The following is a 16,552-nucleotide window of genomic DNA, read 5'->3' as shown; positions in this document are numbered from 1 at the left end:
CTACTCCTCCACCATGTTGTCTTTCCACTGAGTGGGGTCGCCGGCGCCGTCGCCGCCTAAACCACGGTTGACGAACGACTCCTCATCCTCATATACCAGCGCGACCTTGCCGTCCCTCCACACCGGCGAGAACATAGCGGAGCGGAAGGAGTCAACCAAATGACCCTCAGGCGCCGCCTCCTCCTTGAAGTAGTAGCACTCGCCCTCAATGAGGTTCACGTTGCGGAAGGTGATCATTCCGTCCTCATCGGAGACCGCATTGCCCAAGTAAACGTCACGCCCGCCGTCAAAGTTCGCGATCCACAGGCCATACGTCGAGCCGACCAGCGGGTCCTTCGACTCATCCTTGCTCTGCTTGCGCACTTGCAGGTCAATGCCCTCCGCCCTGTTCACGAAGGACAGGCTCTCCTCGGTGACAAGCTTGTTCGCGCTTGTGCTCGGCGCATCATAGTACGTGCACTCCGCCTTGAGCATGCCGTCCTCAAGGTAGACGTTCACGTACACGTAGATCGCCTTGTCCTCGTCGTATATGACCCTCGCGTTGCGGTCGCTGACGTCCTCGCGAATCACATACCAGTGCTCGCCGATCTGGCTCTCGTCATAGCGCAACGCGAAGCTTCTGCTGCCGCCGTCAACCGAACCCACAACCTTGCCGTTGAAGCTCACGTTGCCATAGCGATCATTTCTCACCGTGAGGACAGGCATCTCCGCCGACCCCGCCGGGTTCTCGGCGTCAAGCTGGTAAAGCGTGAAGGAGAACTGCCCCTCCTCAAGCTCCGCGCCTACGAGGTCCTTGTGCACGGTGGGATCAACCCACACCTCGCGGGCGCTGTCATCAGAGTCAACCGGCACGCGAGCGTTGTGAGCGAAGCACGCGCTCAGCATCATGAAGCTCATGTTCCAGAACGAGATGCCGCTGCCGTCTTCGCTGAGCGCGACGTCATACCAGAAGTCCTCGCCGCCATAGCGCTGCCACACCTTGGTCACCTCGGCCTCGAGGCTCACCTCGTCAGTCGCCTCGTCGGCAGCCTCCTTGACCGTAACCTCAATTGCCCAGGTCATCGGATCGTATTGCAGCTCGGACACATCCTCGAGCGTGGTGGGCTGGACAGCTTCCTCGCTCAACAGGTAGTAGTAGGTGCCCGGCTTGTCGTAGGTGATCGTCGGGAACTGGATCGCTGCGGTGCGCAGCCCGTCGCCATCCTCGTCGTCGTCAAACTTTGCGTTGCTGAGACAGGTCGCGAAAGGCGTCCCGTCATCTGCAAGCGTGTCTCCGGCCGTCATTTCAACGGCTTCAGCCTCGCCCTCACGCAGGATGAACTGCTCGCCCTCCACGTCGCGCGTCGCGCCCGAGAGGACGAACGAGAACGCAGGGTTCAGCTCTGCGGCATCGGGCGCGTAGAGCATCTTGTCGGCAGAAAGCGTGACAGAGCCCTCCGCTCGCTCATAGGCGTTGGTGACCTCGATCACCGTGGTCGAGGCGGTGTCGTTTGCGTCGATGGTTATCTCAGCGCCGTTGGCGCTGTCGTACTCAGCGGGCGTCCCCTCACCGTTCCTCGTGACCACGACGCTCGTCTCCGGCGTCTTGCCGTTCGGAAGCTGCTCGGTCAGCGTATAGGTGCCCGGCTCGAGCCTCTCGACCATGACGGCATCGTTGCCCTGGACCTTGACCGAAATGGGCTCGGTACCCTCGGGCGCATCCTTGGGCATGAGCTGGAAGCGGTACGTTGCCTGCATGTCCTTGTCGGTGGCGCCGTCACCCGTCACCGACTTCGCCAGCTTGAACGCGCCGTACGCATGATTCGTGTACGTGTTCTCCGCCGTGATGGTGAGCGTCTTGCCCACGGCGCCTACGGCGTTCTTCTCCGTGTACTCGAAGGTGTACGCGTTTTCGCCCGGCACAGCCTGGCGCTCGACGCCGCTCAGCGAGAACGTCCAATCGGCGCCGGCAACCTTCGCCTCGCCCGACTCGGTCAGCTTGTACCTGCCGTACGGCAGCTCGGTGAAACTCTTCTGGGCGCTATCGCCGCTGCTGCTCAGCGTGAATTCCCGGGCACCGTCGGAGACCTCGTTGCCCTGCTCATCGGCAATCCGCTGCAGCGTGAAGTCAAACGATGTCGGCGCGTCGACGCCGGACCTGTTGTCGACGATCTTCTGGATGGCAAGATGGCGCTGCGTCGCCCCGTTGATGACCAGGACGTGGAACTCTCCGTCCGGGCTCTTTGTCGTGGTCACCTCAGGCGGATTGTAGTGGCTCGCGTTTACGCCCGAGACCTTGACTTCTTTCACGGTGTAGGCGATCGCGTTGCCGTCCTCATCCTCGGCAGGCAGGTCGGTCCATGCTCCCTCCCAATCGTTTGCCTCGCTGAGCGTAAGGGTCTTGCCCTCGACCCGAGTATTGCCCTGGTAGAGCTGCATGGTGACGCTCGCGCCCTCGGGCGCTTCGGACTCGCTGCCGTCAGCGTTCTTCCACGCCTTCTCAACCGACACGGACGTGAGCTTGGCATAGGTGTTGGTGACCTCGACCAGAGAAACGCTGGCGGCGGCACCCGGCGCAACGGTCACCTTCACGCCATCCATGCTGTTGTACGCGGTAGTCAAGTTGTTCGCCACGACCTTCGCCGTCGTCGAGGAGGGCTTCCTCACCTCAGGGGAAAGGACCTCGGTCAGCGTGTATGTTCCAGGAGCGAGACCTTCGACGACCGTCGACTGGTTGCCCTTGACCGACACCTCGACAGGTTCGGTGTCCTCAGGGGCGTTGTCGCGCGTGAGCGTGAAATGGTACTCCGCGTTCTTCTCGTCCGCCGTAGCGTCGTCGTTCACAACCTTCCTGAGCGTGAACGCCCCCTTCGCCTCCTGCGTCTTGGTGTAGGTGTTCGTCGCTTTGAGGGAAAGCGTCTTGTTGGCAGCGTTTGCGGACGTGTATTCGAAGGTATACGCCTTGGCGCCATCAGGTGCCGCAGCCGACTCGCAAGACACCGCGTCATCAAGCGTGAACGACCAGTTTGCGTTGTCAGCAGATGCCGAGGCCTCGGTCAGCTTGTACGTGCCGAAGGGCAGGTCATGCTTGCTCCACGATTTGTTGTCGGTCAACGTGAAGGCGTAGGGCGCTTCGTCCGTCAGCTTGTTGCCGCTCTCATCGGCAATGCGCTGGAGCGTGAACGGGAAGGAGTCCGGGACTTTGAGACCCTCGTCAGCGTCAACGTCCTTCACAATGGAGAGCGCATGATGTTCGTTCTTCTTGTTGGTGATGACGACCTGATAGGTCCCGTTAGTCTCCTCAACCTTCACGGACTTATGGTAGTCTGCCGCGTTGGCAACCGTCACAGAGCTCTCATCGACGCTGTACGTGATGAGGTTGCCGTTCGCGTCCTTGGTGGGCAGATCTGTCCACGAGCCGCTCCATCCCTTCTCTTTGCTGAGCTCGAGCGTCTTGCCCGACACCGCATTGCCGTTCGCCAGGAGCTGCACAGTGACCTTCGCACCCTCAGGCGCAGGCATGCCCTCGCCGTTCGCGTCCTGCCACTTCTTCTCAACCAACACGGACGTGAGCTTGGCATAGGTGTTGGTGACCTCCACCACGGAGGCGCTCGCCGTGTCGCCCGCCTTGACGGTTATCGTCGCGGGAAGGGAGACAGCCGCAAGCCCATCACCCGCAGAGTCAGCATCGCCCTTCTTGAGCACGACACTCGTTACGGGTTTCTTCGTCGTGCCCTCGGGGAGCACCTCGGTCAGCGTATAGTCACCGGGAGTAAGATCGTTGAAGACCACTTGGCCTTCGCCGCTCCCGCTGACCGCAACAGACTTGGACACGGAGCTGCCGTCGTTTTTCGGCGTAAGGGCGAACGTGTACGTCGCGTTCTTCTCAGCTGACGTGGCACCATCACCTGTCACGACCTTCTTGACGGTGAGCGCGCCCTTCGCCTCCTGCGTCTTGGTGTAGGTGTTCGTCGCCGTGAGGGTAAGCTGCTTGCCGGATGCGTTCTTAGGCAGATAGTCGAACTCATAGGCCTTGGCGCCGTCGATCGCAACCTCTTTGAGGCCTAGCCCGTCGCTGGCGCTCAGGGAGAAGTCCCAGTCAGCACCCGTGATCGATGCGGACGACTCAGTCAGCGTATAGGTGCCGTAGGGGATGTTGGACAAGGTCCTCGTCTGGTCGTCTCCAAGGTCGATCTTTTGGCGGTATCCCGCTCCCTCGGCAAGGGCATTGCCCTTTTCGTCCTTGGTCTGCTTCAAGATGAGGGTGAACAACTCGGGAATGCCCGTCACGTCCCCGTTGTTCACCACGTTCTTGAGGATGGAAAGATCGCGCTTGTTTTCCCTGTTCGTGACGGTATATTTCGTGACGGCATGAGAGCTGTCGTCGCTCTTCGACACGACGCCTGCTGCAAAGCTGGCATCAACGCCCGAAACAGACGTCTCCTTGACACCGTACTCGATAGGTTTCCCGCTCTCGTCCTTGATGGGCAGGTCAGTCCACGAGTCCTTCCACCCGTTTGTCTCGTTGAGCGTCTTGTCCTCCATCGGCTCGCCGTTTGTCTTGCTCATCGGTTCTTCGTTCGCCAAGAGCTGCACGGTCACGCTCGCGCCCCCAGGCGCGCTCGTCATCGCGATGCCGTTCGCGTGCTGCCACTTCTTCTCAACCGACACCGACGTACGCGCATCATATATGTTGGTAAACGTCACCTTCGACGTCGTGACAACCTTGTCCTCAGCTATCTCCACCGTTGCCTTGTATTTGCCGGTGCCATCCAGAACAGCGCCAGCACCTTCGACCTCAATCGAATCGGGCTTAGCAGGCGCATCAGACCCCTCGAAGACCTCCTCGATGGTATAGGTTCCTGCATCGAGGTTCTCGAAGGTCACGGTTTTGCCGGCGGCAACGGACTGCGTCTCGGCATACGTTCCATCGGGCTTGGTCACCTTGAAGGTGAACTCTTTCCCGCTCACAAGGTTCGCACCGTCGCCTTCAACCTTCTTGGTGATCTCCAACGAGCCCTTCTTCTTGCCAGCCGTAAAAGTATTCTCCGCCACAATGGTTACCCACGGCTTGCTTTGGTCGTAAACGAACGATGCGCTTCCGTCGTCATTAGACTTCCCGTTAACGCTCACCTTGCCCATATGCTCAAGTGATGCGCCCTCGGGCAGGCTATCTTTTGCAGCTTGCACCGATGCGGGATTCTCGACAACACGATAAGTCACACTGTCTTTTAGCTTGTCTACAGGAAGCTCCGCGATCTCGTTATCGGAGACCTCTACCGAGAACACCGGCTTTTCAACCCCAGTATTTTCTTCATAGAAATCGAAGCGATACTTCGCTTTCTTTAGTTTATCTACGCTGTCCTTTTCAAGTTGGGTTTCCGGCAGTACATTGACAATCTTTTGGACGGTCGCCCTCGGCGCACGTGTATTCTCGATAACGCAAGAGGTATACGAGCCATTTACGTTAGAGGTCGCCACAGAGGAATACCCCAGCTCATCAAGGGTCTTGGTTTTCTCTACACCGTCTTCCACAACGACGGCACTCACTTCGCCCACCGTGTAGTTGACTCTCTGATGATTTCCCTCGTCAGAGTACTTCAGCAGATCGGTCCACGCGCCCACCCACTTGCCGTCAAGTCCTTCTTTGATGCGAAGCGGGGCGCCGCAGGGCGCACCATCAGCGTAAAGTTGAACAAGAATAGCATCAGGATGACTGCCGTTGTCATTCCATCGCTTCTCAACTTCTACGCTTGCTTCTGTGAGAACATGCTTGTTGGTAAGCGTTATCGTCGTGTTTCCAGCAGAATCCGAAACGGTATGCGTAGAGGAGAGGAAATAACCTACCCACTGCACCTCTTCAACCGTGTACGTACCGTCTTTGGGAAGATTCTCCCATGTGTACGACCAGCCGTTCTCTACATTCAGCGTTACTTTGGCAGCCTCCTCGTTAGGATAAGGCTTTCCATCTTTCTTTAACGTAACCGTCAAAGACGAGGGACGTATGCCGTCATGATTGTCGGCGTCTTCCCAAACCTTCTTGACGGTGAGTGAAATATCATTCCCGTTTTGGACAGTTTTTCCCTCCTCCAGGATGTTCGCTACCGCAACATCACATACCTTGACTTGAGGCTCATTTGTGGGCCAAAAAGGAACCTTGTGAATCTCACCGTCAAGCTGGTACACCGTATCGGCAATGACCGAACCCGGGGTTGACTTACCATAGTGAATTTTGCCCTTCGGAATCAGATGGGTTCCCGAAGGAGAGCCGTTAGCATTTATCATTCCGGCATAGGGTACCAAAGAGCCGCTATCGTCATATTTCACGTAGTTCCAGATAATGTTGCCGCCCTCAACGTCAAAGGTATTATTGGGACGCATGCTGTAGTCGCCGACATAAAGACGCATCATGTTATCCCAGTCAAGGGTATACTGGTCTGCCCCCTCTGCGGGAATTATCAAGTTGATAATGACAGGCTTTGCCTTGGTAGACTTAAGGTCACCGCTATACGGGATATCCACGACAGCATTTTGCTTGATATCTTCCGCATTCAAATAATAGACTTGAACGGCGCTATCACTCTCCAGTTGAGCAAGATCGTCAGACAGCGTGGCAAGCGTGCCTGTCAACATGTCGCTAATGCCCTTGCCGTTCTCGAAGAAGTTCTTGAATTCCTCTGGCGTCACGGCATCAAGTCGGCGATCGCCGTTGTAACCCGTATTGGTGAAAACGCCGCCAAATCCGGCATTAACCGCATCTTTATTCTCGTCTATGGTCACAACATGGATGCCTTCACGAGTAGTAACTTTACCTTTGCCTGTCTTTTCGCCAATGTAGCTAACGTTTTCGCTCGCATGGATGCCCTCATTCGTGAGACCCATAAAGCCATTGCTAACGTACGAGACGGTAAAATCCCCATTTTTAGGATTATTCATGACGATTTTGCCCTTGTCATCATATACGACATTGCCACTCACGTTCTTCGGCTCGCTCTTTAGCGGATCGTCGTCTTTATCAAGTTCGTAAACGTTGTAATAGTTGCTCGAGTCTGTTCCACCACCATTGCCCGAAACATCAATGTAAACCGATCCGGTTGCATACGACGCTCCTTCAGGAACAGTAATGTCCACTGTTTCGATCGCTTCGTTAGATCCCTTTTTGAACACCCCGAACTTGAACGTCTGAGGCTTGTCAAGCACGATGCTTTGTCCCTCGTTGTTCTGCAGATACTTGGTAATATGCACTTCTATCGTCTTGATGTTCTGGTCAACATTGCTGCTGTTGCCCATGTTCAAGTTCATCCATTCCTCAACGTCAAGCTCGTTGACGGCAATGTTGCCCTCCATGTCAGTTTTCGCAACGAACCGATTTGCGAAAACACCGAATTCCGCCGCGAAACCCAGCTGATTGTAGATATAGCTCCGCGTAGTCGTCTTTCCCGTGATAGGAGTGGCGGTGATAGCGATAACACCGTCCTTGAAGACATTAGCAGGGTCAAGGCTGTCGACTATATAGCTACCCGCAAAGGCTTTTCCAGCCGGCACTTCTACGAAGAAGTTCTTGGTGTTGCCCTCATCCCAGTTCCAAACACTGTTGTCTTTCCCGCTGATCTTTTTGTCAACCTCGGAAGCCTTCCCGTACGCGAGGCGCACGAGTACAACTTCTTCAAGCTTAGTGACCGTGCTCATTTCACCTGAGAGCGTTTTGCCATTGCTCGTCAGTTCAGCACCTTTCCAGCTTTTATTATCTTTTACGAGTACAAACATCCTATCAGTAATGCTGGAGGCAGGCACGTTAAAAGTGACGGCCGTGCCGTCGCCATCGCGCGCCTCATTTGGCACATTCGTGCTCGCAATAGCTCCAACGTTGAGGCTGATACCTTCCTTGACATCTGACCCCTGAATGACGTATTCGCCATTGTTCCTTGCTATAAGGGCAATGGGGTTATACGAAGCATCGAACGCCTGCACCGAATTGGGGCCGATCTCATATCCGTCTGCAGGGATAACCTGGAAGACAACTTCTTTGCCAGGCATCACGCTGACATCGCAGGAGCCCATAAGTTCCTGATTGTCAAACTTAACGCGGACGCTCTCCCCGTTCATCGTCACGCGCATGGAAATCCCATTCCCCTCAGAGGAATGCTGAGATCTCGAAGCGTTGCCTTGCGGATCGGTGAGGACTATAACGCCGTTGGAAATCGAGGCGTTATTGCCACCGTTCTCCCCTTTGCCGCCGTCAGCGCCCGCTGCGCCTTCGCCCGCATCCGTGGGGGCAGGCGTCGTGCTGGCATGCTCCTCTGCGGCTGCAGGCGTCTCGGACCCCTTCGCATTCGCTTCTGCGCCGTCACCCGCATCCGCCTCCGTGGGAGCAGGCGTCGTGCGAGCATCCTTCTCTACGGCTGCAGGCGCATCGGAGCTCTTCGCACTCGCTTCTGCGCCGTCGCCCGCATCCGCCGCCCAGCCGATCGTGCTCTGGCTGAACACCAGGACGAACGAGAGGAGCACCGCGAGAGCGCGGTTCGCCGGACTTGACACGTTACGCTTGGTCTTCTTGCTCTTCATAGCTCCGTCCTCAAAGGTCTCGCAACCGTTCTGCCTCTTCATCCGTCGACTTCTCACGAGCGAGCCTCCGACTTCTCACGATTGCCGCGCTTGCGCAGCCAGAAGAACAGCCCGAGCGCCGCCGCTGCGGCAAGGAGAACGCCAGCCGAAATGTCGGCGATCGGGATGCCCGCCGCGCCTTCTTGAGACTTCGCCAAGCCCTGAGCCAACGGCGTCGAGTCGTCAAGCAGCTCGCGCTCGGTCGCCGTATCGACGCCTTCGTTGTTGAGCAGCACGCCTGCGCCCGTTCCGTCGTCAACCGCAGACAGCTGACCTCCTGCCGCAGCAAGCGAGGCCTGAGCCGTGGTCGTGCCGCCGTCGGCAGCTCCATCGTCAGCGGCTCCGTCGTTGACAACCCCCTCGTCGATGTAGCGCACGACGGTGTTGCGCACGACGGTGTTGCCGTACTGGGTGTCACGTGAGTCGCGATAGTACACGGTATAGGTGCGCGCAGGGGTGAAGTAGCTGTGGAGGAATGCCTCGCTCTGTCCGTCGAGGCGCACGTAGTTGTTGCCGTCGACCTGAATGGTCTCGGGCGCCGGGCCGATGAGCATCTCACCCGCCACCGTGGGGTCGATGGTCACCTTGCCCGTTTGCAGAACGTCGTCGTTCGCGATGTTCACGTAGTTCACCGTGACCTCATAGGAGTCCTTCGGCGTATAATCCTTCGGCACATAGTAGATGTCATAAACGGGACTGGCCGTCGTGCTGTACTTCAACTCGAACTTCGAGCCATAAGGCACGAGCGTGACGCCCTCAACCTCGATGCTCGCCTCCGGCTCGAATGAAACCGTCGGCTGCTCACGCGTGACCGTCACCTCCTGGGTCTTCAGAACCGTGCCCGCGCTGGAGGTGCTTTCCGCCGCATTGATGTAACGCACCGTGTACGTAACGTGCGCATTTTTCTCAGGATCGTTCACAACCTGGTAGTTCACCCGATAGTACTTCACGTTGTCGCTGCTTCTCGCCTCATCGAAGCCGTAAGGCACCTCGGCGTTAATGGTGAGCTTGCCGTTGCCCAGCACCGCCGAGCTCGGCTGGTCGCCGCACAGTCCATAAGTGAGCATGACGTTATGCCTCGCGTCGCCTTCGCCCACGGCACGCATCTGGCTGAACTGAGTCGGCACGGTATAGACGAAGTCCTTGGTCACCGACAGCTGATCCGTCATGAGCAACGCGCCTTCGCCGCTTTCGCCCGCAGTCGTCGTGTCGTAGTACTCGATAACCGCGAGAAACTGATTGGCGGCCTCACCTTGCTCAAGCTCAAATGTCATCTGCTTGCAGTGAACCGTGAACTCGGTCTGCCCGGGATAGGCGACCGTAAGCGTGTTGCCCGGGTGCACCACGCGATAGAAGATGGTCTTGCCCTCGGAGGTCACTCGCTCGACGAGGGTGGGCAGCTTCACCGTCGTCGCAGCGTCAGGGCTGATGCCGTCTATGGGAGTCTCGCGAATTTGCGCGCCGTTTTGGTCAACGTAGACGATGCGACCCGCAATGCTCTCAGAGGCGCTGAATCTCTCATAGCGGTACACGCCGTCCTCGCCCGGCTGCGCGCACTCCGCCAACTTGTAGTCGCTGCCATTGCAGAAGAAGGTAGAGGAAGGGGTGAACTCGCGGGCGTCCTCAGAACCGTCAGCTGCGAGCGTGCGGACGCCGATAAGAACCTGGTCACCGTCCATGCTGCCGTAGACCGGCTGGAACTTGCCCGTGTAGCAGGGGTCGCTGTTCGGCGAGCCCGCCTTCACCGTCAGCATGTACCGGTCAAGATGATCCAGGTTGATGCCCTTGGAGCTCAGCATGATGAGCTCTGGCTCCCCTGCCGCCTTCTCCGAGCTCACCACATGCTGGAAGTCTTTGAGGATCGTCTTGCCGCCGTACTCGACCGACACGTAGAGCTCCGTGCCCGCATCAGCCGTGACCATCAACACGTCGATGTTGCCGTTCTTGTCGACGGCCCCATAGTGGTCGGCGCCTGACACGTTGATCTCGCTCGACCCTTCATCTGCCCAAGCCGCCACCGGCGCCATCAGAGACATCGCCAGCGCGCAGGCTGCCAGAGCCGTCAAAAACCTCTTGCCCATCTGAGCCTTCTCCTCCCACCTTTCCTGCCATGCGCTGTTCCTCGCACGCGCTGATGCAGGTTTTCCCGGCATATCCTCCTGAAGGAATGCCTGTTTTTAACTCTTAGTCTTGGCTCCTAGAGTGTGTCAACTTTTATATTCTAATGATGCCTTACGTCATTTCAACCAAAACTTGACCGGGGGGTGACATTATCAAAATTGGCTGTCACGATCGGCTCGTTTTGCGTTGCAAAGCAAGCCCTTTCATATGATGATGAGGATAATCCTCATGTTTTCGGGCCTTCCTTTCCCTTGCAGAAGCCCCTTCCCCCTACGGGAAACGCGACAGCCCGCCGCCTTCCCGCTCTTCGGGAATCTGCGGTTTATCTGGCACAAAGCAGCGTTGGCATTTACAAGCGCGTGTCCTCTGCTACTATTTCACTGTACGATCAACCTATTAAAACCTGCAGGAAGACGCGCTGATGTCAGCCCCCCGCCAACAGAACGCTCGCCGTTCGCGCGCCGCGCGCGCGCAGGACGCGTGCGCTCTCAGGGGGCTTCCGGCGCCTGCGGCCACTCCAGCCGCTGCGGCCGCGCCTGCGGCTGCCCCGGCGCGCCGCTCGCACTCTACGAACCGCCCGCGTCTCGCGCGCCGCAGCGTCAGGCGCGCCGCCCGCGCCCTGGCGACAGCGGCCCTCGCGCTCGTGGCGGCGCTGTCCCTCGCGGCTTGCGGCGGGAACGCGCAAGGCGCGAACTCGAACGCGGCCGCGGGCGGCACGACCTCAGGCGCCGCCTTCGAGCAGGCCGCGCCCGCGCTGGCCCCCTTCGACGCCGCCGCGGCCGTGAGCAGCAACGGCGCGCTCATCGACATCTCGCACACGAGCGAGGGCTACGTGGCCGCGTCCGCCACCTCGTCGGCGCGCCTGAAGTTCGAGGTGGCTCAGGGCGGCGTCAGCTACTACTACGACCTTCCCGGCGACGGCACCCCCATCGCGTGCCCGCTGAACATGGGCGACGGCAGCTACACCTTCTGCGTGTGGGAGAACACCTCGGGCACGCGCTACGCGGCGCTGTCCGACCAGGTGCCGGCCACCGTGCAGCTCGCCGACGAGTTCCAGCCCTTCCTCCGCCCCAACTGCTTCTGCGACTTCGACGAGTCGAGCGAGAGCACGCGCCTCGCCAGCCAGCTCGTCGCAGGCGCGCAGAACGAGGGCGACGCGCTGCGCGCCATATGCGAGTGGGTGTGCGCCAACGTGACGTACGACGAGCAGAAGGCCGCCGCGCTCACCGACGCCACCGGCTATGTGCCCGACCCCGACGCCACCATCGCGTCGGGAAGCGGCATCTGCTTCGACTACGCCTCGCTCACGGCAGCCATGCTGCGCAGCGTCGGCATCCCCTGCAAGATAGTCACCGGCGACGTGGCTCCCGACGGAATCTACCATGCCTGGAACATGGTGTTCATCGACGGGAGCTGGGTTGCCGCGAGCTTCACCGTGAACGAGAGCACCTGGACGCGCGTCGACTTGACGTTCGCCGCCGGCGGGTCGTCAGACTTCGTGGGCGACGGCAGCTCGTACACCGACCGATACGTCTACTGACGTCACGCGGCCAGACAGCAGTTCGGAAGTTGAGAGAGACAGACTGAGAGAGACAGAAAGACAAGGAGCGAACACGGACATGGCAACAAAGATGCTCGAAAGCGGCGTGCTTTCCGCCTTCTGCGAGAGCCTGGCCATCATGTACTCCGCCGGCATCCAGACGGACGAGGCGCTGTACCTGCTCGGCGAGGATCAGCAGGGCGCCGGCGCGCGCAAGGGCGCCCCGGAGGACGCCGGCGGCTTCAGGGCCGCATGCGGCGACGTGTACGCAGCGCTCGTCGAGGGGAAGCCGCTCGCGAAGGCGCTTGAGCTGAGCGGCGCGTTCCCCACCCACCTGGTGAGCATGGTGGCCGCGGGCGAGAGCTCGGGCCGCCTCGAGAGCGTGCTGTGGAGCCTGGCGAAGCACTACGACGAGGAGGACCGCCTCTACGCCAAGACGCGCAGCGCCATCGCGTACCCGGCCGCGCTTCTGTGCGTGATGTCGGTGATCCTGCTGTTCGCCGCGGCGGTGATCCTGCCGGTGTTCATCGACGTGTACGAGGGTCTCTCAGGCGACCTGACCGCCGGCTCGTTCGCCTACGTGAACGTGTCCATCATCATCGGCTGGGCGGCGCTCGCCGTCACGCTTCTGTGCACGGTGCTCGTGCTCGTGGGCATGGCCGTGAGCTCGACGCCCGGCGGGCGCGAGAAGCTCGTGCACCTGCTCGAGAAGGTGCCGGCCACGCGCGACCCCATGCGCCAGATCGCCATAGCGCGCTTCACCGCGGCGCTGGCCACGTTCATCTCGGCCGGCATCGACACCGACACGGCCATGCAGCGCGCGGTCGACATGGTCGAGCATGCCGAGCTGCACGACAAGCTCGCGCAGGCGCGCGACGTCATGGTGGACCCCGCGCAGGGCAAGAGCCTCCCGCAGGCCATCTCCGAGAGCGGCGTGTTCGAGCCCATGTACGCGCGCATGCTCATGGTGGGCTCCCGCACGGGCAGCCTGGAGACCGTGCTCTCGAGCCTGTCCGACACGTTCTTCGACGACGCCGTCACCCGCATCGACAACGTGATCGACAGCGTCGAGCCGACGCTGGCGGCGTTTCTGACCGTGAGCATCGGCGCTACGCTGATCGCCGTGATGCTCCCGCTCATCGGCATCATGAGCTCGATAGGATAGCGCCATGCGTCGCGAGCTTACACGAGAACAGGTGAGGCGCCGGACACGGCGGCGCATGGGCGCGCTTCTTGCGGCCGTGCTCGTCGTGGCGGTGGGATGGTTCGCATACGGCCAGATCAGCGCGTCGCTGCGTGAGCAGGGCGAGGTGTCGGTGCGCAACGCCATCCTGAGCAGCGCGAAGCAGTGCTGCGCGATCGAGGGGTCCTACCCCTCCTCGCTCACCTACCTCGAGGACAACTACGGGCTGGTGGTGAACCACGGCGACTACGTGATCACCTACAGCGTGTTCGCGGGCAACGTGATGCCCAACGTGGTGGTGTTGGCGAAATGACCGGGTACGAGACGACGCGGGACAACCTGGCAAGCGAGCGCGGGCGCGGCGGGCGGATGTTCGCCACGCTGCTGTTCGCCGTCATCACGTTGTTTCTGCTGGTGGCGCTCCTGGTCGGCATGAACGCGTACCGCTCGGCGAACGCCATGCGCACCGAGGCCGACGACATGCGCCTGGGGCTGTCGCTGCTGTCGAACTCCGTGCGCACCAACGACGTGACCGACGCCGTGGGCGTGGCCGAGGGGCCCGAGGGCCCGGCGCTCGTGCTGACCGAGCACCTCGAGGCAGGCACCTACGAGACGCGCCTGTACTGGTACGAGGGGTACGTCATGGAGGAGTACACGCGCGCGGGCTCGACGTTCACGCCTGAGCGGGCGCGCGAGGTGGTCGAGTCGAGCCGCTTCGACTTCGAGTACCGCAACGGGCTCCTGACCATCTACACCGACCAGGGCTCCGCGTGCGTCGCCCTGCGCAGCGTGCGAGGAGGTGCCTGAAGATGCCTGACGTCCAATACGACCAGTACGACCAGTACGACGCGACGGTCGCCAACCTGGAGCGCATGCGCCGCCGCGCCCGCCCTGCCGAGCAGAGGACGCGCCACGAGCGCGCGTTCGTGGTGGAGGCGCTGTTCCTGCTCGTGTTCATGATGAGCTCGCTGGCCGTGCTCACCGGGCTCATGGTGTCGTCCTACGAGCGCGGCGCGGCGGCCGACGACCTGTCGTACGCCGCGGTGCTCGCGTCGAACGACGCCGAGGCGTTCGCGGCCGACCCCACGGGGCCAAGCCGCGGCGCGGCGGGCACGGGCGCGGCAGGTGCGAATGCGAGCACGGGCGTCGCCGAGGGCTTCCAGCTCACGCGCGACGTCGAGCAGCACGCGCAGGAGGCGGGCGTGCTCTACGAGGCGCACATCACCGTCTCGCGCGACGGGCACGCGATCTACGAGCTCGACACGGCGCGCTACGTCTCGAACGAGGCGGCAGCCGCGCGCGCGAGCAGGGCCGCGCAAGCCGTGAGCTTCTCCAGCTTCTCTGTCACAGACGAGTTCTCGACCCTCACGAGCACCGCAGCCCTCACGAGCGCAGCGAACGCCGCGGGCGACGCGCGCAGCGCAGGCGAGGCCGCGAGCCCTGCCGGCGAAGCCGCGCCCACCGCGAGCGCCGCGAACGACACGCGCGAGGAGGTGACGCTATGAGCAGCAACCCCCACGCCGGGCAGGGCGGGTCGGTGCGCATCGGCCCGGTGAGCCTGTTCTCGCTGGTGATCGTGCTGTGCCTGGCCGTCATGGCCGTGCTCGCCGTGACCACGGCGCAGGCCGCCTACAGCGCCGCCGAGAAGCAGGCGCGCTTCACCACCGACACCTACGTCAACGAGCAGGCCGCGCAGAGCTTCGTCGCCGAGGTCGACGGGGCGCTCGCCGCCGTGCGCGCAAGCGCAAGCGCCGAGGGCGACCTCGCCAGTGCCGCCCTGCTCGCCGTGCAAGACGTCATCAGCGGCTACGAGGGCGCCTCCCTGCAGGGCAGCCAAGCCTGCGTCGAGTTCGCCTGCGACAGCGGGCGCACGCTCTCGGTGGTCCTCACCATACGCCCTGACGCCACCTACGAGATCTCTCAGTGGCGCGCCACTACCCAATGGAATGAAGCCGGCTCTGGCGAGGTGCTGTGGTCGGGCTCCGCTCAATCACGATAGGAGAAAACATGGAACTGAAACAGCTGCTCAAGGACATGGTGGACGTGAGCGCGTCCGACGTCTTCATCATCGCCGGCCTTCCTCTGACCTACGAGGCGAGCGGCCGGCAGGTGCGCCTCGACATCGCCCCGTTCATGCCCGCCGACACCGAGGAGATCGTGCGCAGCATCTACGCCGTCTCCGGGCGCAGCATGGACGGGTTCGAGCGCAGCTCCAACCACGACGACGACTTCTCCTTCGCCATCGCGGGCATCGGCCGCTTCCGCGTGAACATCTTCCGCCAGCGCGGGTCGTACGGCGCGGTGATCCGCGTGATCCCCTTCGGCCTGCCCGACCCCGCCGCCTTCCACATCCCCGACGAGGTGCTGCGCCTGACGCAGTTCCAGAAGGGCCTCGTGCTGGTGACGGGCCCGGCCGGCGTAGGCAAGTCCACCACGCTCGCGTGCATCATCGACAAGCTCAACCACGAGCGCACGGGGCACATCGTCACCATGGAGGACCCCATCGAGTACATCCATCGCCACGGCACGTGCATCGTGACGCAGCGCGAGGTGCCCACCGACGTGGCCACGTACGGCGAGGCGCTGCGCTCGGCCATGCGCGAGAGCCCCGACGTCATCCTGCTCGGCGAGATGCGCGACCAGGAGACCATCAGCACCGCCGTCACCGCCGCCGAGATGGCGCAGCTGCTGTTCTCGACGCTGCACACCTCGGGCGCGGCGAGCACGGTCGACCGCATCGTCGACGCGTTCCCGGCCTCGCAGCAGCGCCAGATCCGCATCCAGCTGTCCATGGTGCTGCGCGCCATCGTGAGCCAGCAGCTCGTGCCCACGATCGACGGCGGTGTGATGCCGGCCTTCGAGATCATGGTGACGAACACCGCCATCCGCAACCTCATCCGCGAGGCGAAGACGCACCAGATCGACAGCGCCATCGCCGCCGGCGGGGCCGAGGGCATGCGCACCATGGACCAGAGCCTGTTCGAGCTCGTGAAGGCGGGCAAGGTGGCGAAGGAAGTGGCCCTGCAGTACGGGCATCACCAGGAGGCGCTTGCGAAGCGCTTCGAGGTGGAGGGACTGTAGGACAAGCCGCTCAGGGCAGCTGAAGCGAAGAGAAGGCGGGCGCG

At 61.3% G+C, this 16,552-nt stretch carries 9 protein-coding genes; 7 read left to right on the top strand and 2 right to left on the bottom strand.

The window, feature by feature from the left end:
* Both G7Y49_RS04090 and G7Y49_RS04085 read right to left on the bottom strand, forming a co-directional pair.
* On the bottom strand, positions 1–8,544 hold the full coding sequence (locus tag G7Y49_RS04090; RefSeq protein ID WP_165171400.1) for a Cna B-type domain-containing protein: 8,544 nt from the start codon (positions 8,542–8,544) through the stop codon (positions 1–3).
* A 53-nt stretch (positions 8,545–8,597) separates the two neighbouring features.
* Entirely contained in the window at positions 8,598–10,664 is a 2,067-nt protein-coding gene (locus tag G7Y49_RS04085) for a hypothetical protein (protein ID WP_165171398.1), read from the bottom strand.
* Positions 10,665–11,347: 683 nt separating this feature from the next.
* Between G7Y49_RS04085 and G7Y49_RS04080 the strand changes: the two genes are divergently transcribed.
* The 7 genes from G7Y49_RS04080 (at position 11,348) to G7Y49_RS04050 (ending at position 16,508) form a co-directional block, all read left to right on the top strand.
* The gene (locus G7Y49_RS04080; protein WP_241157262.1) at positions 11,348–12,244 is read left to right on the top strand and encodes a transglutaminase-like domain-containing protein; all 897 of its coding nucleotides are present in this window, start codon (positions 11,348–11,350) and stop codon (positions 12,242–12,244) included.
* Positions 12,245–12,323: 79 nt separating this feature from the next.
* Complete coding sequence (locus tag G7Y49_RS04075) at positions 12,324–13,409, top strand: type II secretion system F family protein (protein WP_165171394.1); 1,086 nt, start codon at positions 12,324–12,326, stop codon at positions 13,407–13,409.
* A 55-nt stretch (positions 13,410–13,464) separates the two neighbouring features.
* The gene (locus tag G7Y49_RS04070; RefSeq protein ID WP_241157261.1) at positions 13,465–13,740 is read left to right on the top strand and encodes a hypothetical protein; all 276 of its coding nucleotides are present in this window, start codon (positions 13,465–13,467) and stop codon (positions 13,738–13,740) included.
* The gene (locus tag G7Y49_RS04065; RefSeq protein WP_165171390.1) at positions 13,737–14,234 is read left to right on the top strand and encodes a DUF4860 domain-containing protein; all 498 of its coding nucleotides are present in this window, start codon (positions 13,737–13,739) and stop codon (positions 14,232–14,234) included. Before G7Y49_RS04070 ends, G7Y49_RS04065 begins: the two co-directional genes overlap by 4 nt.
* Positions 14,235–14,236: 2 nt before the next feature.
* Positions 14,237–14,932, top strand: coding sequence for a hypothetical protein (locus G7Y49_RS04060; protein ID WP_206214547.1), 696 nt, complete (start codon positions 14,237–14,239; stop codon positions 14,930–14,932).
* Positions 14,929–15,426 carry a S4A5 electrogenic sodium bicarbonate cotransporter 4 gene (locus tag G7Y49_RS04055; RefSeq protein WP_165171388.1) on the top strand — a complete coding sequence of 166 codons (498 nt, stop codon included), beginning with the start codon at positions 14,929–14,931 and terminating at the stop codon, positions 15,424–15,426. Before G7Y49_RS04060 ends, G7Y49_RS04055 begins: the two co-directional genes overlap by 4 nt.
* 8 nt (positions 15,427–15,434) lie before the next feature.
* Positions 15,435–16,508 (top strand): type IV pilus twitching motility protein PilT, encoded by a 1,074-nt coding sequence (locus tag G7Y49_RS04050; protein WP_165171386.1) that lies wholly within the window; start codon positions 15,435–15,437, stop codon positions 16,506–16,508.
* Positions 16,509–16,552: the final 44 nt, after the last annotated feature.

Origin of the sequence: Adlercreutzia sp. ZJ242 (assembly GCF_011038995.1) — a bacterium.
GTDB lineage: Bacteria > Actinomycetota > Coriobacteriia > Coriobacteriales > Eggerthellaceae > CAAEEV01.
Note: the sequence above shows the minus strand (reverse complement) of the source record. Positions and strands in the feature narration are given on the sequence as shown.

Bases quoted from the DNA above. Each gene is read 5' to 3' on its own strand.
- G7Y49_RS04090 (WP_165171400.1), bottom strand. From the start codon at position 8,544: ATGAAGAGCAAGAAGACCAAGCGTAACGTGTCAAGTCCGGCGAACCGC.
- G7Y49_RS04085 (WP_165171398.1), bottom strand. From the start codon at position 10,664: ATGGGCAAGAGGTTTTTGACGGCTCTGGCAGCCTGCGCGCTGGCGATG.
- G7Y49_RS04075 (WP_165171394.1), top strand. From the start codon at position 12,324: ATGGCAACAAAGATGCTCGAAAGCGGCGTGCTTTCCGCCTTCTGCGAG.
- G7Y49_RS04070 (WP_241157261.1), top strand. From the start codon at position 13,465: ATGGGCGCGCTTCTTGCGGCCGTGCTCGTCGTGGCGGTGGGATGGTTC.
- G7Y49_RS04065 (WP_165171390.1), top strand. From the start codon at position 13,737: ATGACCGGGTACGAGACGACGCGGGACAACCTGGCAAGCGAGCGCGGG.
- G7Y49_RS04060 (WP_206214547.1), top strand. From the start codon at position 14,237: ATGCCTGACGTCCAATACGACCAGTACGACCAGTACGACGCGACGGTC.
- G7Y49_RS04055 (WP_165171388.1), top strand. From the start codon at position 14,929: ATGAGCAGCAACCCCCACGCCGGGCAGGGCGGGTCGGTGCGCATCGGC.
- G7Y49_RS04050 (WP_165171386.1), top strand. From the start codon at position 15,435: ATGGAACTGAAACAGCTGCTCAAGGACATGGTGGACGTGAGCGCGTCC.